Source organism: Xanthomonas sp. CFBP 7698 (assembly GCF_003600855.1).
In the GTDB taxonomy this organism is placed as follows: Bacteria; Pseudomonadota; Gammaproteobacteria; order Xanthomonadales; family Xanthomonadaceae; genus Xanthomonas; species Xanthomonas cannabis.
In genome coordinates, this window is record NZ_PRDN01000005.1 from 1 (window position 1) to 20,959 (window position 20,959).

A 20,959-nucleotide genomic window follows, 5' to 3' on the forward strand; every position below is an offset into this window, starting at 1 on the left:
TCATAGACCTTGAACGCGAGCGGGTTGTCGGAGTCGCGGCCTTCGAAGCCGATCTTGCCGATGCCGGGGAAATACTCTTTGGCGCCGATGTAGACGGTGTTGCTCATGGGGTGGAACTCCTGCAAGGAGGCGAGGGAAGGCAAGGGTGTTGCAAACGAGTGGCCAGTCGCACAGCGCGGCAGTCGCCCATGTGCACTGCCGCTGCGCCAGCAGCGCGCGCGGCCGGCACCAAGGGGGACTGCGCGCGCAAGATCTGACTCACACCACGCAAAATGTTAGCGCTACCACAATTGCGACCGAAAAAAGCCGCGCGATGAAGCGAAGCTGGAGATTCCATGCCGATTCCGAGTGAAGCGGTCTGCCCGACTTTACCCAGCCCGGCGCCGAAAGGCTTGCTGCGCTGCGAGATACGTAGTTTGGCGTGGCGGCTAGGTGTGGTGCTGGCCGGTTGTGGGTTGGCCGTGGCGTACGGCCCTCACCCGCCCTTCGGGCACCCTCTCCCGCATGCGGGAGAGGGAATCGCCGAGCGGGGGAGCTGCTGGGGTGAAAGGAAGCTGCCACGAAAGGGAATCGCCAGGAGAAGGAACCGCTGGGCGAGGGATAGCCAGGAGAGGGATCGCCAGGAGAGGGAGCTGCCGGGGGGAGAGGGAGTTGCCAGGAGAGGGAGCCCAGAGAGGGAGCAGCCCGGAGAGGGAGCTTCCAGGAGAGGGAGCTTCCAGGAGGGGGAGCTGCCACGAGAGGGAATTGCCACGAGAGGAACCGCCGGGGTGAGGGAGCTGCTGGGGCGTAGGGAGCTGCTGGGAGAGTGCCGCCCGGAGAGCGCCGGTGGGAGGCGTCCCCCAGAAACAAGGGCTTGCTCCCTTCCCCCGTTTACGGGGGAAGGTGCCCGAAGGGCGGATGGGGGCAGCCACCCCTGACCTCACGACCCAATCCCAATCCCCCCGGCAGCTACAATGGCCGGCTTATGACCGCTGTCCTGCCGCTGCCGCAACCCCTGGCCGACCCCGCGCCGCGCAACCCGCGCCAGCGGCCGATGCCCGAACAGCTGCGCCTGGGCAAACGCCTACAACGCCAGGTGGGCCAGACGATTGCCGACTTCGGCATGATCGAAGCCGGCGACAGGGTCATGGTCTGCCTGTCCGGCGGCAAGGACAGCTACACCCTGCTGGACATGCTGTTGCACCTGCAGCGCAAGGCGCCGGTGCCGTTCACGCTGGTGGCAGTCAACCTGGACCAGAAGCAGCCGGATTTCCCCGCCCACGTGCTGCCCACCTATCTGCGCGCGCTGGGGGTGCCGTTCGACATCGTCGAGCAGGACACCTATTCGGTGGTCAGCCGGGTGATTCCGGCCGGCAAGACCATGTGTTCGCTGTGCTCGCGGTTGCGTCGTGGCGCGCTGTATGCCTACGCGCAGGCACATGGCGTGACCAAGATCGCGCTCGGCCATCACCGCGACGACATCGTCGCCACGTTTTTCATGAACCTGTTTCACCACGCACGCCTGGCGGCGATGGCGCCCAAGTTGCGCAGCGACGACGGCGCGCATGTAGTGATCCGCCCGTTGGCCTACGTGCGCGAGGCCGACATCGCCGACTACGCGCAGGCGCGGCAGTTTCCGATCATTCCCTGCAACCTGTGCGGCAGCCAGGAAAACCTGCAGCGCCAGCAGGTCGGCCGCATGTTGCAGCAATGGGATCGCGAGCAACCCGGGCGGGTCGATCAGATCGCGCGCGCGCTGGGCGATGTGCGCCCCGAGCAACTGGCCGACCGCCGCCTGTTCGATTTCCTGAGCCTGGGCCGCGCGCCCGGGGCCGCTGCGGCCGTGCCCGACGCCAGTGACGATTGGCTGGCCGCCAGCGACACCCCACACAACAGCGACTGACGCGCCCGCCCGGTCGCCGTCGGTCTTCCACCTCCACGTTTGTCTTCATCGGTCTTACGCATGTTCTTTCGCAATCTCACGTTGTTCCGTTTCCCGACCACGCTCGATTTTTCTGAAATCGAAACGCTGCTGCCGCCAGTGCAGCTCAAGCCGGTCGGCCCGCTGGAAATGAACTCGCGCGGTTTCATTTCGCCGTTCGGCCGCGATGAGCAGGAAGTGCTTTCGCACCGCCTGGAAGACTTCCTGTGGCTCACCGTCGGTGGCGAGGACAAGATCCTGCCCGGCGCGGTGGTCAACGATCTGCTCGAGCGCAAGGTCGCCGAGATCGAGGAAAAGGAAGGCCGTCGCCCCGGCGGCAAGGCCCGCAAACGCCTCAAGGACGACCTGATCCATGAGCTGCTGCCGCGTGCCTTCGTCAAGAGCTCGCGCACCGACGCCATCCTGGATCTGCAGCACGGTTACATCGCGGTCAACACCTCCAGCCGCAAGAGCGGCGAGAACGTGATGAGCGAGATCCGCGGCGCGCTCGGCAGCTTCCCGGCGCTGCCGCTCAATGCCGAAGTCGCCCCGCGCGCCATCCTCACCGGCTGGATCGCCGGCGAGCCCTTGCCAGAAGGCCTGAGCCTGGGCGAAGAATGCGAAATGAAGGACCCGATCGAAGGCGGCGCGGTGGTCAAGTGCCAGCATCAGGAACTGCGCGGCGACGAGATCGACAAGCACCTGGAAGCCGGCAAGCAGGTCACCAAGCTGGCGCTGGTGCTGGATGACAACCTCTCATTCGTGCTCGGCGACGACCTGGTGATCCGCAAGCTCAAGTTCCTTGACGGCGCGCTGGATCAGCTCGAACACAGCGAAGACGACGGCGCGCGCGCCGAACTTGACGCACGCTTTACGCTGATGAGCGCCGAAATCCGCCGGCTGTTCCTGTTGCTGGAAACCGCGCTGAAGCTCAGCAAGGCGGAGTAACCAGGTTTCGAACTTGTGGCGGCATTTGGCAGGCGCGAGTCGATGCGTGCGTCAAAAGCGCGGTGAGTCGAGTGCGCGGTGCCCTCACCGCTCGCGGGACACGCCGTTAACCCATCCATGGGGGCTCGATGGCGGCATCCATGCCGCCATCGAGCCCGCAATCGGCGAGGACATCGCACCAGAAATTTGGCTGGTGGTTTTACTGAAGAGCGAAGACACCGCGTCGCCGATCCGCTGATCGCTGTTCTGAAAACTCTGCGCACCGACCATCTCGACTGGTCCTTGCCCGCCCACCGTCGCGGGACCTTGAGCGGCCTGGATGCCGCGCCAGAGCCTCCATGGACGGATTCACGGCGTGTCCCGCGATGGTGGGCGGGCAAGGGCCCCGCAGCAAACGCGCAGCCTCGGTCGAGTGCGCGGCGCCCTCACCGCTCGCGGGACACGCCGTTAACCTATCCATGGGGGCTCGATGGCGGCATCCATGCCGCCATCGAGCCCGCAATCGGCGAGGACACCGCACCAGAAATTTGGCTGGTGGTTTTACTGAAGAGCGAAGACACCGCGTCGCCGATCCGCCGATCGCTGTTCTGAAAACTCTGCGCACCGACCATCTCGACTGGTCCTTGCCCGCCCACCGTCGCGGGACCTTGAGCGGCATGGATGCCGCGCCAGAGCCTTATCTGTTCGGAATGTGGCAGCGTAGGTGTCGAGAGCCGGCGTGGGCTGCCGTATGAGCCTGGATCTGAGCGATCGCCTTGGAGCTTGGCACCCACGCCGGAATCTCCCTTGTTTCGCCCGAACAGTTGCCCGAGGTGACACTCGAAACGATAAGACTGGGCAGGCGAGGGAGCTCTCGACATTTCCAGCCTAGCGGAGATCTCCCATGAGCGGAATCGGGATCGATGTGTGCAAGAAGTCCCTGGATGCGGCTGTCTTTCAAGGTGAGGCCCGCCAGTTCAGTAACACGGCAAGCGGGCACTGCAAGCTCGTCCACTGGCTGAGGACACTGCCAGTTAGGCAGGTGGTGCTGGAGGCGACCGGTGGCTACGAGCTGGCCGCGCTGGACGCGCTGCATCAGGCGGGAATCCCGGTGGCACGCGCCAATGCGTCTCGGGCGCGTCACTTGGCCAACGGCTTGGGACTGGCAAAAACCGATCGGCTGGACGCGGGCATGCTGGCGTGTATGGCCGAGAAGATGGAGCTTCATCCCTATGTTCCACTGCCGCCGTGGCAGCGTCATCTGGGCGAGCATGTCCGCGCCCGCCGCCAGCTCATCGATCTGCTGAAGACGGCCAAACAGCAGCTGTTGCAGGTGGCGGACAAACCGCTACGCAAGCTGCTGCAGGCCAACGTGAACCAGCTCGTGCGCAGTGTGGCGCGGCTGGATGAACTGATCGCCGGGCAGCTAAAGACGCTGCTCATCGAGCAACCGCACCTGGCGGCGTTGAAGACGCTCAAAGGGGTCGGTCCGGTATTGCTGGCCGTGTTGGCGTGCCGGTTGCCGGAGCTTGGGACGCTCAACGGAAAGCAGATCTCCCGATTGGTGGGGGTTGCCCCGCTATCGCGCGACAGTGGCAAGATGCGTGGGAAACGAGGGATCGGCGGAGGCCGTGCCGATATCCGGCAAGCGCTGTACATGGCGGCGATGTCCTCGGCGCGTCACGAGCCTCGCCTGCGTGATTTTTATAGAGCGTTGCGGACACGCGGCAAGAAGGCAAGGTCGCGATCGTGGCGGTGATGCGCAAGATGCTGGTCATCCTCAATGCGCGCGTGCGCGATGAAAGAGCCGCCACGCAGCCAGCCTGAGCATGCTCGACGGCCATGAGCAGACGCAAAAGCGTGCCGGCCAGCAGCCGCCACCTATGGATGAACACGTCTGAAGGAAACCGATCAGAGCTCGCGGATCGAGATCCTGATCAACACAGTTGCTCCAGGGACGGATTCACGGCGTGTCCCGCGAGCGGTGAGGGCACCGCGCACTCGACATCCTTGCGTTTTCTGCAGGGTCCTTGCGCCCACCATCGCGGGACACGCTGCAAGTGCGTTCCTGTAGCTCTGGCGCGGCAACCATGCCGCTCAAGGTCCCGCGACGGTGAGCGGGCAAGGACCGATGGAGATGGTCGGTGTGTCAGTGCAGGCGACAGGTGACGTTCGCTGGCTATATCACTGGGCGCGGCCAGCTTGCAGCACCCAAACGCGAAGCCGCACCGTCTTCGCACAATGCCCAGCTTTTATAAAACCGCTGCCCAACTGTCTGGTGCGGTGGCCTCGCCGCTCCCTCGGCCACAGTGGCTTCGCTACTCCCGGGGCGGCAATACCGACAGCACTTCTTCCACCGTGGTCAGCCCGGCGGCGACCTTTTCCAGCCCGGTGCGCCGCAGCGTACGCAGGCCTTCGCCGCGGGCGGCGTGGCTGAAGCTGGCCAATTCGGTGTCCGGGCGGATCAGGGTGCGCAGGCGGGGAGTGACCGGCAACAGTTCGTACAGGCCCACCCGGCCTAGGTAGCCGGTGCGGCGGCATTCCAGGCAGCCGACCGGTGCGTGCACGTTGAGTGGTTCCGGCAGCGCTTCGCCGGGCTCGCGGATGGCTGCCCAGTCGGCGTCGCTGAGCGTGTGCGGGCGCTTGCAGTGCACGCACAGGGTGCGCACCAGCCGCTGCGCGAGCACGCCGTTGAGCGTGGAGGCCACCAGGTAGTGCGGTACTCCCAGGTCCAGCAGGCGGGTGATCGCCGAGGCGGCATCGTTGGTGTGCAGCGTGGACAGCACCAGATGCCCGGTGAGCGAAGCCTGCACCGCCATCTGCGCGGTTTCCAGGTCGCGGATTTCGCCGATCATGATGATGTCCGGGTCCTGCCGCAGCAGCGTGCGCACGCCACTGGCGAAATCCAGGTCGATGTTCTGCTGCACCTGCATCTGGTTGAATTCCGGCGCGATCATTTCGATCGGGTCTTCCACGCTGCACACGTTCACGTCCGGCGTGGCCAGGCGCTTGAGCGTGGAATACAGCGTGGTGGTCTTGCCCGAGCCGGTGGGGCCGGTGACCAGCACGATGCCATGCGGGCGCTCTACCAGCGCGCTCCAGCCGGCGGCCTCCTCGGGGCTGAAGCCGAGCTGCTCGATGCTCTTGAACGCCGAATCCGGGTCGAAGATGCGCATCACGCATTTCTCGCCGAAGGCGGTGGGCATCGTGGACAAACGCATTTCCACCTCGCGCCCGCCCGGCGAGCGGGTCTTGATGCGGCCGTCCTGCGGGCGGCGGCGTTCGGCCAGGTCCATACGGCCGAGCACCTTGATGCGGCTAACCACGGCGGTCATCACCGAGGGCGGCACTTCCAGCACCTTGTGCAGCACGCCGTCGATGCGGAAGCGCATGCGCCCGGCCTCGCGGCGCGGTTCCAGGTGGATGTCGCTGGCCCGCTGCTCGTAGGCGTATTGCAGCAGCCAGTCGACGATATGCACGATGTGGTGATCGTCGGCATTGACGTCGCCGGCGCGGCCCAGTTCCACCAGCTGCTCGAAGCTGGGCAGGCCCGCATTGGACTCGGTGCTGCGCGCATCGCCGCGCGCGCCGCGCACCGACTGGGTCACGCCGAAGAACTCCATCGTGTAGCGATGCAGGTCCAGCGGGTTGATCAGCGCCAGCTCGATGCGGCGTCGGCTCAAGTGCTGCACGTCGGCCAGCCATTCCAGCGCCAGCGGCTCGCTGGTGGCGATCAGCACGCGCTCGGCATCCAGCGCCAGCGGCAGGATGCGGTGGCGGCGCGCATACGCGTGCGAGACCACGCCGGTGACGGCGGCCACATCGATGCGGGTGGGATCGATACGCAGGTAACGCAGGCCGGTGCGGGTCGCCAGCCACTCGGTGAGCCGTTCCAGGCCGAGTTCACCGGCCGGTGGCTGCGCGGCGTGCAGCTTGAGGTTGGCCAGCAGCACCAGCGGATGCACGTCGCTGGCGTTGCGCGCGCCGGCCGCGGAGAACTGCACGCGCTCGTGCTCGTGCGCCACCACCATGCCATCGGCCAGCAACGCGGCGGCCACCGAGTCGAACATCAGCCGGCCGCGCGGCAGCAATGCCACTGCGTTATCCGGATCGGCGGTGCGCCGCTGTTCCATGCTGGTTGTCCCCTGCCGCAATCGCCCGCGGCGAAGCGCTGCGGGTGGGCCGGTATACTAGCGCACCCCTTTCGCACGGCCCTTGCTGCATGTCCGATTCCCCCCGCGTTCCAATCACGTTCCAGGGCCTGATCCAGACCCTCAACCAGTACTGGGCCGACCAGGGCTGCGTGCTGATCCAGCCGTTGGACCTGGAAGTGGGCGCGGGCACGTTCCACCCGGCCACCTTCCTGCGCGCGCTGGGACCGGAGCCGTGGAATGCGGCGTATGTGCAGCCTTCGCGCCGTCCCACCGATGGCCGCTACGGCGAGAATCCCAACCGCCTGCAGCGCTATTACCAGTACCAGGTGGCGATGAAGCCCAACCCGGACAACATCCAGGACCTGTACCTGGGCTCGCTCAAGGCGCTGGGCATCGACCCGCTGGTGCATGACCTGCGCTTTGTCGAAGACAACTGGGAATCGCCCACGCTCGGTGCCTGGGGCCTGGGCTGGGAAGTCTGGCTCAACGGCATGGAGGTGACCCAGTTCACCTACTTCCAGCAGGCTGGCGGGCTGGAGTGCAAGCCGGTGCTGGGCGAGATCACCTACGGGCTGGAACGGCTGTGCATGTACCTGCAGAGCTGCGACAACGTCTACGACCTGGTATGGACCTACGGCCCGGATGGCGCCGCGGTGACGTATGGCGATGTGTACCACCAGAACGAGGTGGAGCAGAGCACCTACAACTTCGAGCACGCCAATGTGGCCGAGCTGTTTCACCGTTTCGATGCCTGCGAAGCCGAGGCCAGGCACCTGGTCGAGGTCGGCCTGCCGTTGCCGGCGTATGAGCAGGTGACCAAGGCCAGCCACGCCTTCAACCTGCTGGATGCACGCCGCGCGATCAGCGTCACCGAGCGCCAGCGCTACATCCTGCGCGTGCGCACGCTGGCGCAAGGCGTGGCGCAGGCGTATTACGCGCAGCGCGAGAAGCTGGGGTTCCCCGGGGTGAAGAAGTAACGAGAGCCCCTCTCCCACCGGGAGAGGGGTTGGGGTGAGGGTACGGGGCGTAGCCCTCATGCACCCAAACTCCACAGAGCTTCGCCCGTACCCTCATCCGCCCCTTCGGGACACCTTCTCCCAAGGGGAGAAGGAAGCAATAAGCCCCTCTCCTGCGGGAGAGGGGTTGGGGTGAGGGTACGGGGCGCAGCCCTCACGCACCCAAACTCCATAGAGCTTCGCCCGTACCCTCATCCGCCCCTTCGGGGCACCTTCTCCCGACGGGAGAAGGGAATACGCAAAGGTCCATGTCACATGAGCGAACAACTTCCCCTGCTGATCGAACTGGGCACCGAAGAGCTGCCGGTCAAGGCGCTGCCGGGCCTGGCGCAGGCTTTCTTCGACGGTGTGCTGGCCGGGCTGGAAAAGCGCGGCGTTGCCATCACCCGTGGCGATGCCAAGCCGCTATCTACCCCGCGCCGGCTGGCGGTGTTGTTGCCGGGCGTGGCGGCCGAGCAGCCTGAGCAGCGCTCCGAAGTGCTTGGGCCGTATCTCACTATCGCGCTGGATGCCGAAGGCCAACCGACCAAGGCGCTGGCCGGATTTGCGGCAAAGGCCGGCATCGACTGGACCGCGCTGGAGCGCACCAGCGACGCCAAGGGCGAGCGCTTCGTGCACCGCGCGGTGACGCCGGGCGCGCGCACTGCCGACCTGTTGCCCGACATCCTGCGCGAAGCCATCGCTGCCATGCCGATCCCCAAGCCGATGCGCTGGGGCGCGCACGAGTACGCCTTTGCCCGGCCGGTGCAGTGGCTGGTGCTGTTGTTCGGTAATGAGGTGATTCCGGCCGAATTGCTGGGCGTGCGCGGCGATCGCATCACGCGCGGCCACCGCTTCATGCATGAAGGAGCGGTGTCGTTGGCCGCGCCGGGCGAGTACGTCGCGGCGCTACGCGCCGCGCATGTGCTGGTGGACGCCGACGCGCGCCGCTCCCGCATCGTTGAAGAAGTGCAAGCGGCCGCCAAACAGGCCGGCGGCAGTGCGCGCATCAGCGATGACAACCTGGAGCAGGTGGTCAACCTGGTCGAATGGCCGTCGGCGGTGTTGTGCAGTTTCGAACGCGATTTCCTGGCGGTGCCGCAGGAAGCGCTGATCGAGACCATGGAGATCAACCAGAAGTTCTTCCCGGTGCTGGACGACGGCGGCAAGTTGACCGAGCAGTTCATCGGCATCGCCAATATCGTCTCCAAGGATGTGGCCGAAGTGGCCAAGGGCTACGAGCGCGTGATCCGCCCGCGCTTTGCCGATGCCAAGTTCTTCTTCGACGAGGACCTCAAGCAGGGCCTGGAAGCGATGGGCGCAGGCCTGGCCACTGTCACGTATCAGGCCAAGCTCGGCAGCGTGGCCGACAAGGTCGCGCGCGTGGCGGCGCTGGCCGAAGTCATCGCCCCGCAGGTGGGCGCCGATCCGGTGCAGGCGCGGCGTGCCGCGCAACTGGCCAAGAACGATCTGCAGTCGCGCATGGTCAATGAATTCCCGGAATTGCAGGGCATTGCCGGCCGCCATTACGCCAAGGCCGCTGGCGAGCCGAGCGAGATTTCGCTGGCCATCGACGAGGCCTACCAACCACGGTTTGCCGGCGACGATATCGCACTGTCGCCGTTGGGCAAGGTGCTGGCGATCGCCGAGCGTCTGGATACTTTGGCCGGTGGGTTTGCGGCGGGTCTGAAGCCGACCGGTAACAAGGATCCGTTTGCGCTGCGGCGTAACGCGTTGGGGTTGGCGCGGACGGTGATTGAGTCGGGGTTTGACTTTGACCTCAAGAAATTGCTTACCGAGGCCAGAAATCAGATCAATCTGCAGGCAAGCGCCCGCCACTTACTCAAGACAGAAGCTGCGCTAGCAAAGGTCAGAGAAGCCGGCGCCACAGTGCCGCAACCTATCGAAAAAGATGCAAAAAGTGCGTTGGCGCAGACCAGCCAAGACGATGAAATCTTCGACTTCATCCTCGACCGCCTACGCGGCTACTACGCGGACAAAGGCGTGCCAGCAACGCATTTCAATGCCGTCGCTGGCTTGTTCTCGGTCGCGCCCGAGGGCGCTCCTACACCGCTGGGCGTAGGAGCGCACCTGGGCGCGACCCACGGCTCCCTCTACGACTTCGACCGCCGCATCGACGCCATCGGCATCTTCGCCACCTTGCCCGAAGCCGAAGCCCTGGCCGCCGCCAACAAGCGCATCCGCAACATCCTGCGCAAGGTCGAGGGCGAGATTCCCGGCGACATCGACACCAGCCTGCTGCGCGAACCGGCCGAAGAAGCCCTGGCCGAAGCGGTAGAAGCGGCCATCGGCGACACCGGCGATGCGCTGCATCGCCACGATTACGTCGCCGTGCTCGCCCGCCTGGCCCGCCTGCGCCCGCAGGTCGATGCCTTCTTCGACGGCGTCATGGTCAATGCCGAAGACCCGCAACTGCGTGCCAACCGCCTGGCCCTGCTCAAGAAGCTCGGCGACCGTCTCGGCAGCGTTGCCGCCATCGAGCATCTGTCCAGCTGATGGCAGCGTCCGCCGGCGCGGCGCACTGGCAGACCGCGCAGGCCGCGTTGGCACGGCGCGACCTGGCTGTGGCGGCGTCTGCCTTGCAGGCGCTGCTGGCGGTTGAGCCAACACATGTGGCGGCACGCGTGCTGCTGGCCGGCACCGTGTTGGCCAATGGCAGGATGCGCGAGGCGGTCACGCAACTCCGGTTGGCCGCACGCGATGTCGGCGACGATGTGACGATGCGTTGCCGTGTGGCGCAGGCCTTGTTGCGCGTGGGCGAGCACCGCGAACTGCACGCGCTGCTGCGGCATCCATCTGTGACGCAGTGTCGTGACGGTGCGACCTTGGCCTTGCTCGCGCACGTACACCAATCCTTGGGCGAACACGTCGACGCATTGGCGATGATGCAGCGCGCGCAGGGGTGTGGTTTTGATGGCCCTGACTTCCGATTCTTTCTTGCGGTGCAACTGCAATTCAATAATCGCCTCGACGATGCAGCGCAGGCGCTGGATCACGCCTTGGCACTGAAGCCTGGTTACGGGCGCGCTGCGCTGACACGTGCGCGCCTGCGCCGCCAAACCGTCAGCAGCCACCATGTCGATCAATTGCGTCAGCAGCTGCAGTTAGCCAAACCCGATGGCGAAGACCGCGCCGGGGTGGCGTTTGCGCTGTACAAGGAGCTGGAAGATCTCGGCCAGAACGATGCCGCCTGGGACGCGCTGGCCCACGGCAACGCAGTGATGCATGCGCGCTTGCGCCACGATGCTGACGCCGAAGCAACGCTATACGCGCAGTTGGGCGCGTTGGCCGAACAAGGTGTCTTCGCCGCGCAGGAATCTGCCAACGTACACGGCCCACAGCCGATCTTTGTGTTGGGCCTGCCACGCTCGGGCACCACGGTGCTGGAGCGGATGCTGGGCAACCATTCGCAGATCGTCTCGGCCGGCGAATTGAACGATTTCGGCCATCAGCTGCGTTGGGGCGCAGACCAGGCCGGCCGCAGCCTGCTGGATGCGCGCCTGCTGCAGGCGCTTCCCACCCTGGACTACGCCCAGATCGGCGCACGGTATCTTGAACAGACCCAGTGGCGTGCCGGAGCGGCGCGCTGGTACATCGATAAATTGCCGGCCAATGCGGTGGCGATCGGCGCAATCGCACGCGCATTGCCGGGCGCGTTGATCGTGCATCTGGTGCGCGAGCCGATGGCGGTGTGCTTCTCCAATTACCGCGCGCTGTTCGGCGATTCGTACGCCTACAGCTACGACCTGCACACGCTGGCGCGTCACTACCAGGCGTATCACGCGTTGATGGCGCAATGGCGCGCGGCATTGCCGGGCCGGGTGATCGATGTGGACTACGCGCAGATGGTGCGTGATCCATCCAGGGTGCTGGAGCAGTTGATGACGCAGTGCGGATTGGACATCGAGCCTGGGCAAATCGACATCACCCGCAATGCCGCCGCATCGGCAACGCTCAGCAGCGTGCAGGTGCGCGAAGGCGTGCACGGGCGCAACGTGGAAGAGTGGCGGCGCTATGCCACGCAGCTGGAGCCGTTGCGGCAGGCGTTGTTGCAGGCAGGCCTGATCGCGACATAGGCCTGCTTCAGCGGGGCCGAATACAGCGGATGAAGTGCTGCACCTGAAGATCCACGCGCCTTAACTTGCTTGCGCGCCCGGCGCGCGATGCTTCGGTATGCAGCAGGCAACCTGGCGGCGCCACCCGTATAACGTCTCGAACGCAGCTGCTGCAGGCATCCAAGCAACGGGGCCGGGACCCATCTCGCGAACCCAAAACGCCAGCGGCAGCCGTCATGGCTGCCGCTGGCGGTACGCAATGCAACGACTCACTGCGCGCCGAAGCGCCAGTTCAATTCCAGCATGTAGGAACGGCCGAACCCGGTGTAGTTGAAGATGTTGTAGTACGGGTAATCGGTGTAGGTACGATCACGTGGCGGACGGGTGTCGGCGAGATTGTTGACGGTGGCTGTCAGCGAGATGTCGTCGTTGATCGCATAGTCCAGTGTTGCGTTGACCGTGGTCCAGGCGCCGACCTTGCGTGCGCCCTCCACCGCATAGCCATCGGTGCTCTGCTGTGCGGTGAAGTTAGGGGTACGGCCGTAGCGCTGGCCGAACAAGGTGGTGGTCCATGCATTCTTCTGCCAGGTGATCGAGGCATTGGTGATGCTGCGGAACTCGGAAGAGAAGAACGGTTCGCTCAGCAGGTCGCGTACCGGGTCTTGCGGGAATTGCTGGCTTTCGTGCTTGAGCGTCAGGTTGTACTGCGCGTCGAACACAAACAGGCCCCAGGATTCGGTGGCCAGGTTGTAGGTCGCCTTGGTCAGTACGCCGGAGATTTCCTCGTTGGAGATGTTGACCGGATTGATACGGATGTTGCTCAGGCGATTGGGGACCGGCGCATCGGTGGCCGTGCGGTCGATACGCGACAGCGCGTCCACGCAGGTTGGCGAGTTGATGTCCAGCGCGCCGAGCCGGCAGGCCGATTCGTTCTGCAGTAATGCATCGGTGCTAAGGTCGCTGACCTTGTCGTCGATCTTGATGTTGTAGTAATCGGCATTGACGCTGAAGCGTGCGCTCGGCGACCACACCACACCGGCACCCCAGGACTTTGCGGTGATCGACTTCAGATCCGCATTGCCGGACCGACGGCCCTGGATGCTGCTGCCGGCATAGGTGCAGTCGGAGATCGGCACGCCGGGTTCTTCGACCGCGCAACGGTAATAATCATTGACGCTCTGGAAGAAGCCGCTGTCGCCAGCGAACGAGAACGCCATGTCCGGTGCCTTGAAGGCAGTGGCGTAGTTGCCGCGGAACAGCAGCGAATCGATTGGGCGGAATTCCAGCGCGGCCTTGTAGGTGAACTTGGAATCGCCGCCGCCGCCCTGGTTCTTGTAGTCGTCGTAGCGGCCGGACAGATTGGCGGTCAACGTGCTCAGGATCGGCACGCGCATTTCGAAGGCCGCCGCCCAGTTCTCGCGCTTGCCGCTGCCCTGGGTGCCGGTCAGCTGGTAGAAATCGCCGGCAATGACACGTTGATCGGTTGGGTTGGTCCAGTATTGATTCCCTGCCTGCAACACGCCGGCAATGCCGACCGCACCGGCCGGCAGGTTGAACAATTCGGTGTTGGTCAGCTGCAGGTTGACGTTCTGGGTCCAGGTCCTGGACTTGGTGCGGATTTCATCGTTGAAGCTGCGGTACTGCGCCGGCGTCAATGCGCGATAGAAGTTGGCATCGTTGGGCGAGTAGATCGGGTAGCCGTAGTACTCGCCTTGCTGTGCGCCAAGGAACTGTTCGCGGAAGAAATCTTCGATGCGGTCCGCCAGCGGCCACTGCTGGCGGCTATCAATACGATATTCCGAGCGCGCGTAATACGCATCGTAGGTCCAGTTGCTGGCACCCAGGCCGCCTTTCAGGCCGAGCGCGATGTTGTAGGAATCGGCAGTCTGGCGGTTGTTGTTGAAATCGTTGTTGCCGGTTTCTTCTGGCGCGAAGGTGCGCTGATACCCCTCCAGTTGCTGGCTGTCCTGGTTGTAGAACAAGCCGCCGGTGTCGACTGAGCTCTGCCAGAAGCGAGGTCCGCTATTGACCTCGACCTTTGTGCGGTTGAGCAACAGGGTCGAGTACAGCTCGGCGTTGTCGTTGAACGCATAGCTCAGGTTGGCATAGCCGCTGGCGCTGCGCTCCTTGTTGAGGATGCTGGCATAGCCTGGTACTGCGCGGCTGCTGCAGAAGTTGCCACGGTTGGCGCGGTTGTCGTACTGCACCGAACCATTGAACAGCGGGCCCAACGCAGCGCAGTTGTCTGCGCCTGGATCGACATAGCTGGCCGGGGGGCCGGGGAGGCTGTGCAGCGCGATGCGTGAACCGTAACGCAGGGTCGGGTCCGGATTGTCGTTGGTGGAGTCGAAATCGCGGCGCTGGTAGCCGTAAATCGGGTCCTGGTTGTTGAGCTGCAGGCCCCACACGATGTTGGCGCCGCCGATCTCGTTGCCGCCGGTGAGCTGGAAGCGCTGGTTGTTGCCGCCACCGCCGTCGTAGGTGCCCATGCGGTAGTTCATCTGTACGCCGTCCATGCGCTTTTTCAGGATGATGTTGACCACGCCGGCAATTGCGCTGGAGCCGTAGATCGAGGACTGGTTACCGGGCGCTACGTCGATGCGCTCGACCATGCCCACCGGCACGCTGGCCAGATCGACGAAGTTGCTCTGGCCGTTGTAGAGCAACGGGTAGTCGGCCATCGGCCGCCCATCGATCAGCACCAGGGTGAAGCCGGGATCCAGGCCGAGCAGGCTCAGCGACTTGGCGCCAGCGGTGAAGCCGTTGCTGAACTGGCCGTCCTGCACCGAACCGGTGGCCATCGGTTGCGAGCGCAGCACGTCGTAGACGTCCTTGAAGCCACGACGCTGGATGTCCTGGGCGGTGATCGAGAAGACCGGCGTTGCAGTTTCGACCTGGGAACGGGGGATCAACGATCCCGTCACCGTGACCTTGTTCAATTCGGTCACTGCATCTTGATCCTGTGCCATCGCAAGCGACGGCATCGCCAGGGCAGTGCACACGGCGGTAACCAGCAAATGACGCTTCATGAAAACCTCTCTCCAAAGGTGTAGAACGGGCGCGCGGTGATCGGGGGACGCCGCACGCGATGGGTGTCAACGAAACGTTAACAACACCCCGACTCTAACCAGTCCATTGGGCGCCGTATAGTCGCGTTTGCTCAGATTTTTTGTCCCTTCACACCGAGGCTGGGTATCCTTGGCCGATGCTTAAAGTCGCGTTTGCTCTCTCCCTGCTGTGTACCCTGCTTGTTCCGCTGCCAGCGGTAGCTCGGGCAACCATCGACAAGATCGAAATCAAGGGCTTGGACGACGGCGACGACGCCGAGATGATCGAGAACATCGAGGTCTCCCTGTCTCTGTATGAGGCCGTGGGCAAGGAGCAGGGCGAGTCGCGATTGGAATATCTGCTGGCCCAGGCCGAGCGACAGACGCGCGAGGCGCTGGAGCCGTTCGGCTACTACTCGCCGACCATCGAGCTGGCGGCGCCGCGCAACGGCGACCGGGTCACGGTGGTGATCACGGTGGACCGCGGCGAGCCGGTGCGGGTGCGCACCTCGCATATCTCCATCACCGGCTGGGCCGAGCAGGACCGCTACCTGGGGCAAGACCTCAAGCAGTTCGAGCCGCGTGAAGGCCAGGTCTTCAGTCATCCGCAGTACGAGGCCAGCAAGGTGCGCATCACCCGGCGCCTGGCCGAGCGTGGCTATTTCGATGCCGATTTCACCCAGCGCCGGGTGGCAGTGACGCGCGCCGAACACGCCGCCGACATCGATCTGAACTGGGACAGCGGCCGCCGCTACGACATGGGCAAGGTGCGCTTCGACTACGACTACTTCCGAGACGGGCTGTTCGACCCGCTGGTGTACTGGGACGAGGGCAGCTACTACCACGAGGGCAAGCTGGACCGGCTGCGCGAGTCGCTGACCAAGCTGGATTACTTCAGCAGCATCGACATCCAGCCCAAGCCCGAGGAGGCCGACGCCGATGGCCGCGTGCCGGTGGACGTCAAGCTCACCCGTGCCAAGCGCACCGTCTACACCTCGGGCCTGAGCTACGGCAGCGAGAGCGGCGCCGGTGTGCGCGGCGGCGTGGAGCGGCGTTACGTCAACTCGCGCGGCCACAAGATGGACACGCAGTTGGACTACGCGCAGAACCGCAAGAGCCTGACCACCAGCTACCGGGTGCCGGCGTTCCGCTGGCTGGACGGCTGGTATACGGCCTCGGCGCGGTTGTATGACGAGCAGACTGAGTACATCGACCTGCGCAACGTCAAGCTCACCGGCAGCCGCAGCGGCCAGATCAACGAGCGCTGGAGCGCGATCGCCTCCATCAACGCCTTGCGCGAGCGCTGGCGCTTCAGCAGCGGCAACGACTTCGAAGGGGCGGTATACGAAACCTCCACTCTGATCTATCCGCAGTTGCAGGCCAACTACGTCAATGTCGATGATCGGCTGTTTCCGCGCAGCGGCGTGTCGGCGCAGATGTTCATCCGTGGCGGCGCCGAAGGGGCGGGCTCGGACACCAACTTCGGCCAGCTGTATGGGCAGCTGCGCTGGTTCCTCGGCGCCGGCGACAACGGGCGGGTGATCCTGCGCGGCGAAGGCGGCACCACCTGGACCAGCGATCTGGTCGCGATGCCGCCGAGCCTGCGCTTCTTCGCCGGTGGCGCCAACAGCATCCGCGGCTATGCATTCCGCGAAGTGGGGCCGCGCACGCCCAAGCCGGACGAATTCGCGCTGGGTGCCAAGAATGCGGTCACCGCCAGTGCCGAGTACGAGCATTACCTCAAGGGCGGGCCGTGGGGCGGGGCGGTGTTCGTCGACAGCGGCAGCGCGTTCGACAACACGCCCGACTGGCATACCGGTATCGGCTTCGGCTTGCGCTGGCGCTCGCCGGTGGGGCCGGTGCGCGTGGATATCGCGCACGGCCTGAACGACCCCGACTCGCAGTTCCAGCTGTATATCGATATCGGTGCCAACCTGTGAGTACACCCACGCCGCCTTCCGCGCCGCGCCGCGCACGCTTCTACCGCCGGCGCCGCTTCTGGGTGGGCTCGGGCCTGACCGTGCTGGGGCTGGTGCTGCTGGCCTTGATCGCGATCTATTGGTTGCTGCAGACCGTGGCCGGGCGCGATGTGTTGCTGGCCCAGGTGGTGGCGCGCCTGCCGGTGGGCGCCAGCTTTACCTACGGCACCGTCGAAGGCCCGGTGGCGGGTCCGTTGACCTTGCGCAACGTCGACTTCAAATATCAGGACATCCACTTCACCGCCGAGCGCGTGTACCTGGAGCCGGATCTGCGCCCACTGCTGGGGCGCAAGCTGCAATTGGACGCCGTGCAGGTGAGCAATGCCACCTTGAACCTCGGCAAGAGCGACGAGCCGTTCACCTTGCCCAGCTGGCCGGAGTCGCTGCCGCAGATCAACGTGCCGCTGGCGATCCAGGCCGACAAGATCGATGTGCAGAACCTGCGCATCACCCAGCTGCAGCAGCCGATGATCGTGCTGCACACCGTGCAGGGCGGCCTGGAAGTGGCCACCGGCGAGCTGCGCACGCGCGATCTGGTGGTCGACACCGACATGGGCGACTTCCGCCTGCATGGCGACTACATTCCCAACGACGATTACCACGCCGATCTCACCGCCACCGCAGTGCTGCCGGCCGCGCGCGGGCGTACGCCGGCCAGCCTGGGGCTGGTCGCACGCGGCGATCTGGACAAGATGGAAGTGGCCATCGCCGGCCGCGCGCCGGCACCACTGCAGGCCAGCATGGTGTTCACCGGTCGCGACGACCCGACCTGGGCGTTCAAGGCCGTCACCGAGGCGCTGGACACCTCGCTGCTGATTCCGGCTGCCGATGGCGCGCCCAGCGCGCCGGCCACACCCATCGCATTGAACCTGACAGCCTCCGGCAAGGGCGGCAACGCCGACCTGCAGGGCAGCATCAAACAGGGCGAGTTGAGCGCGACCCTGCAGCCGTCGCATATCAGCCTGGCCGATCAGGTACTGACCGTCGAACCGCTGGTGATCGACACCTTCGAAGGCCGCACCCAGCTGCGCGGCACCGCCGATTTCCGCGATACCCAGAATCCGAGTTTCCGGTTTGCCGTCAACGCCAGCGGCCTGCGCTTCACCCCGACGCCGGACCCAGCCACCCCGGATGCACCGCTGGTGCCGGTGGAGTTGAAAGAGGCGCGCCTGGGCGTTGCCGGCACCTTGAAGGCCTGGGCGGCGATCGGCCGCGCCACGCTGGAGCGCGACGGCCAACAGGCCGCGCTGGTGTTCGATAGCCGCGGCAACGATCAACGCGCGCAGCTCAAGCAGGTGCAGGCGAAAACGCCGGGCGGTTCGCTGGATCTCACCGGCGAGGTGGGCTGGACGCCGGAGCTGCAGTGGGACGTCACCGCGCAACTGGCCAAGTTCGATCCGGGCTATTTCGCGCCAGGATGGAACGGCAATCTCTCTGGCAAGGTCGCCTCCAAGGGCCGGCAGTTGCCGGCACCGGCCGGCGGTGTCTCGCCGGGCTTCGAGGCCACTGCAGACATCCCCAGCCTGACCGGCCAGCTGCGTCAACGCGCGCTGTCGGCCAATGGCAAGTTCGCACTGCGTGGCGAACAAGGCGAGGGTGAGTTGCAACTGGCGCTGGGCAATAGCCGCATCAACGCCAAGGGCAAGGTGGGCGACCAGCTCGACATCGCCGCGCAGCTGCAGCCCTTGCAGCTGGACGATGTGCTGCCGGGTGCCACCGGTGTGGTGCGCGGGCAGCTGCAGGTCAGCGGCAAGCGCGATGCGCCGGACATCACTGCCGACATCGCCGGCAATGGCTTGCGCTGGGACACCTATAGCGCGCAGAGCATCAGCCTGCGCGGCCGCCTGCCGTGGCGCGGCAGCGACGGGCAGCTGGCCTTGCAGGGCACTGCCATCGAGGCGGGCGTGGTGCTGGACAGCGTGCGCGTGCAGGCGCGCGGTGCGGTGGAAGCCTTGCGCCTGGATGCCGACATTGCCAACAGCATGGCCAGCGTCGCCTTGCAGGGCGATGTGCGCCGCAATGGCGAGCGCTGGCAGGGCCAGGTCGCCACGCTGCGGATCGCCCCGGCCAAGGGCGATGCCTGGGCGCTGCGCCAGCCGGCGCAGTTCAGCACCGATGGCGCTGCATTTACCTTGTCCGATACCTGCCTGGGCGCGGCCACCGGCGGCGCGCTGTGCGCCAGCGCCAACTGGCCGCGCGAGGGCATGGTGGTCCACGGAGACGCATTGCCGCTGGCGCTGGTGCAACCGTGGTTGCCCAAGCAGGAAGGCCGGCAGATCTATCTGCGTGGCGAGCTGTCGCTGGACGGCAGTTTCAAGCCGCGCGGCAACGCCTGGGAAGGCAGCCTGCGTATTGCCTCGCCGGAAGGCGGCATTCGCCTCGGCGAAACCCGTTACGCCGCGGTGGCCGGCAATCCCAATCGCGGCGAGTTGCTGCGCTACGACCAGTTCAGCGTGCAGGCCGATTTCACCCAGCAGCAGATCCAGGCCAAGCTCGGTATCGGCTTCCAGGGCGCGGGCTTTGTCGATGCCAAGTTCAACACCGGCTGGGATGCGTACGCACCGCTCAACGGCGAGCTGTATCTCAACATGTCGCGGCTGTACTGGCTGGAGCTGGTCGTGGCTGACGTGGTGCGGCCCAAGGGCCTGGTCGAAGGCCATGTGAGCCTGCGCGGCACCCGCGACAAACCGCTGCTGGGCGGCGACGCCACGCTGAGCGATTTCACCGCCGAATACCCGTCGATGGGCTTGACCCTCAGCGAAGGCAAGGGGCGCTTCGACGCGCTGCCGGATGGCTCGGCCAAGATCACCGCATCGGCCAAGTCCGGCGAGGGCACGCTCAACATCGATGGCGGGCTGTCGTGGTTCGGTACCAGCACGCCGCTGCTGCTCAATATCCGCGGCGAAAACGTGCTGGCCTACAACACCAGCGAGTTGCGCATCATTGCCAATCCGGACATGCAGTTCGGCATCACCGACAACACGATGCAGCTGCGCGGCAAGGTCACCGTGCCCGAAGCCGACATCGATCTGGAACGGCTGGACCGCGGCACCTCGGTGTCCGAAGACGTGGTGGTGCTGGACCCGGTGGACCCGGAAGAAACGCCGGCCTCGCCGCTGGATATGGACCTGGCCATCGTGCTCGGCGACAAGGTCAACATGAGCGGCTTCGGCCTGAAGGGCGGGCTGAGCGGGCAGATGCAGATCCGCGCACGCCCGGGCCGCGAAATGACGGCCAACGGCGGGCTGGATGTGCGTGGTCGCTACAAGGCCTATGGCCAGGACCTGACCATCAGCCGCGGCCAGCTGACCTGGAACAACAACATCGTCTCCGACCCGCGCGTGAGCCTGCGCGCCGAACGCAAGATCGGCGATGTCACCGCCGGTATCGACGTCAGCGGACGTGCCGAATCGCCGCGTGCGGATGTCTGGTCGGAACCGGCGATGTCGCAATCGGAGGCGCTGTCGTACCTGGTGCTCGGCCGCGGCCTGTCCACCGCCAGCAGCGACGAAACCCAGCAGGTCAGCGCCGCCTCGGCGGCACTCTCGGCCGGCAGCAGCCTGATCGCCTCGCAGATCGGCGCCAAGCTCGGCCTGGACGAAGCCGGCGTCAGCGAATCCAGCACCCTCGGCGGCTCGGTCGTCGGCTTCGGCAAATACCTCTCGCCCAAACTCTACGTCGGCTACGGCGTCTCGATGGTCGGCAGCGGCTCGGTACTGACGCTGAAATACCTGCTCAGCCGCGGCTTCGATATCGAGGCCGAATCGAGCACGGTGGAGACCAAGGGATCGGTGAACTGGCGGCGGGAAAAATAGCAGTCAATCGCGCACCAGTGCATCACGTGGTGTGCGTGGCGCCGCATGTGTCAGGTCGAGACCTGA

General features: G+C 65.4%; 9 protein-coding genes and 1 pseudogene. 8 read left to right on the top strand and 2 right to left on the bottom strand.

All coding sequences use genetic code 11. From position 1 onward, the window contains the following. Positions 1 to 964 precede the first annotated feature (964 nt). From ttcA to XnspCFBP7698_RS17155, 3 genes and pseudogenes are all read left to right on the top strand, one after another. The gene (gene ttcA / locus XnspCFBP7698_RS17135; RefSeq protein WP_123137635.1) at positions 965 to 1,882 is read left to right on the top strand and encodes a tRNA 2-thiocytidine(32) synthetase TtcA; all 918 of its coding nucleotides are present in this window, start codon (positions 965 to 967) and stop codon (positions 1,880 to 1,882) included. 60 nt (positions 1,883 to 1,942) lie between these two features. Continuing rightward, positions 1,943 to 2,848: a recombination-associated protein RdgC gene (locus tag XnspCFBP7698_RS17140; RefSeq protein ID WP_047694179.1), complete on the top strand. Its 906-nt coding sequence runs from the start codon at positions 1,943 to 1,945 to the stop codon at positions 2,846 to 2,848. An 883-nt stretch (positions 2,849 to 3,731) separates the two neighbouring features. Continuing rightward, positions 3,732 to 4,654: pseudogene (locus XnspCFBP7698_RS17155) on the top strand (IS110 family transposase). Between the two features lie 491 nt (positions 4,655 to 5,145). Here the strand turns inward: XnspCFBP7698_RS17155 and XnspCFBP7698_RS17160 are convergent. Continuing rightward, positions 5,146 to 6,960: a GspE/PulE family protein gene (locus XnspCFBP7698_RS17160; protein ID WP_104581509.1), complete on the bottom strand. Its 1,815-nt coding sequence runs from the start codon at positions 6,958 to 6,960 to the stop codon at positions 5,146 to 5,148. Positions 6,961 to 7,049: 89 nt separating this feature from the next. On the opposite strand from XnspCFBP7698_RS17160, the gene glyQ reads away from it, so the two are divergent. The 3 genes from glyQ (at position 7,050) to XnspCFBP7698_RS17175 (ending at position 12,073) form a co-directional block, all read left to right on the top strand. Then, positions 7,050 to 7,958: a glycine--tRNA ligase subunit alpha gene (gene glyQ / locus XnspCFBP7698_RS17165; RefSeq protein WP_104581508.1), complete on the top strand. Its 909-nt coding sequence runs from the start codon at positions 7,050 to 7,052 to the stop codon at positions 7,956 to 7,958. Positions 7,959 to 8,252: 294 nt separating this feature from the next. Next, positions 8,253 to 10,493 (top strand): glycine--tRNA ligase subunit beta, encoded by a 2,241-nt coding sequence (glyS, locus tag XnspCFBP7698_RS17170; RefSeq protein WP_104581507.1) that lies wholly within the window; start codon positions 8,253 to 8,255, stop codon positions 10,491 to 10,493. Then, positions 10,493 to 12,073, top strand: coding sequence for a sulfotransferase (locus XnspCFBP7698_RS17175; protein WP_104581506.1), 1,581 nt, complete (start codon positions 10,493 to 10,495; stop codon positions 12,071 to 12,073). Before glyS ends, XnspCFBP7698_RS17175 begins: the two co-directional genes overlap by 1 nt. Before the next feature lie 248 nt (positions 12,074 to 12,321). Here XnspCFBP7698_RS17175 and XnspCFBP7698_RS17180 read toward each other — a convergent pair whose 3' ends face one another. Beyond that, entirely contained in the window at positions 12,322 to 15,021 is a 2,700-nt protein-coding gene (locus tag XnspCFBP7698_RS17180) for a TonB-dependent receptor (protein ID WP_184375723.1), read from the bottom strand. 236 nt (positions 15,022 to 15,257) lie between these two features. Between XnspCFBP7698_RS17180 and XnspCFBP7698_RS17185 the strand changes: the two genes are divergently transcribed. Beyond that, positions 15,258 to 17,039, top strand: a complete 1,782-nt coding sequence (locus XnspCFBP7698_RS17185; RefSeq protein ID WP_104581505.1) for an autotransporter assembly complex family protein — start codon at positions 15,258 to 15,260, stop codon at positions 17,037 to 17,039. Then, the gene (locus tag XnspCFBP7698_RS17190; RefSeq protein ID WP_104581504.1) at positions 17,036 to 20,893 is read left to right on the top strand and encodes a translocation/assembly module TamB domain-containing protein; all 3,858 of its coding nucleotides are present in this window, start codon (positions 17,036 to 17,038) and stop codon (positions 20,891 to 20,893) included. Before XnspCFBP7698_RS17185 ends, XnspCFBP7698_RS17190 begins: the two co-directional genes overlap by 4 nt. Positions 20,894 to 20,959 lie beyond the last annotated feature (66 nt).

Excerpts from the sequence above, each read along its gene's own strand:
- XnspCFBP7698_RS17140 (WP_047694179.1), top strand. The coding sequence starts at position 1,943 with ATGTTCTTTCGCAATCTCACGTTGTTCCGTTTCCCGACCACGCTCGAT.
- XnspCFBP7698_RS17180 (WP_184375723.1), bottom strand. The coding sequence starts at position 15,021 with ATGGCACAGGATCAAGATGCAGTGACCGAATTGAACAAGGTCACGGTG.
- glyS (WP_104581507.1), top strand. The coding sequence starts at position 8,253 with ATGAGCGAACAACTTCCCCTGCTGATCGAACTGGGCACCGAAGAGCTG.
- XnspCFBP7698_RS17160 (WP_104581509.1), bottom strand. The coding sequence starts at position 6,960 with ATGGAACAGCGGCGCACCGCCGATCCGGATAACGCAGTGGCATTGCTG.
- XnspCFBP7698_RS17175 (WP_104581506.1), top strand. The coding sequence starts at position 10,493 with ATGGCAGCGTCCGCCGGCGCGGCGCACTGGCAGACCGCGCAGGCCGCG.
- ttcA (WP_123137635.1), top strand. The coding sequence starts at position 965 with ATGACCGCTGTCCTGCCGCTGCCGCAACCCCTGGCCGACCCCGCGCCG.
- XnspCFBP7698_RS17185 (WP_104581505.1), top strand. The coding sequence starts at position 15,258 with ATGCTTAAAGTCGCGTTTGCTCTCTCCCTGCTGTGTACCCTGCTTGTT.
- glyQ (WP_104581508.1), top strand. The coding sequence starts at position 7,050 with ATGTCCGATTCCCCCCGCGTTCCAATCACGTTCCAGGGCCTGATCCAG.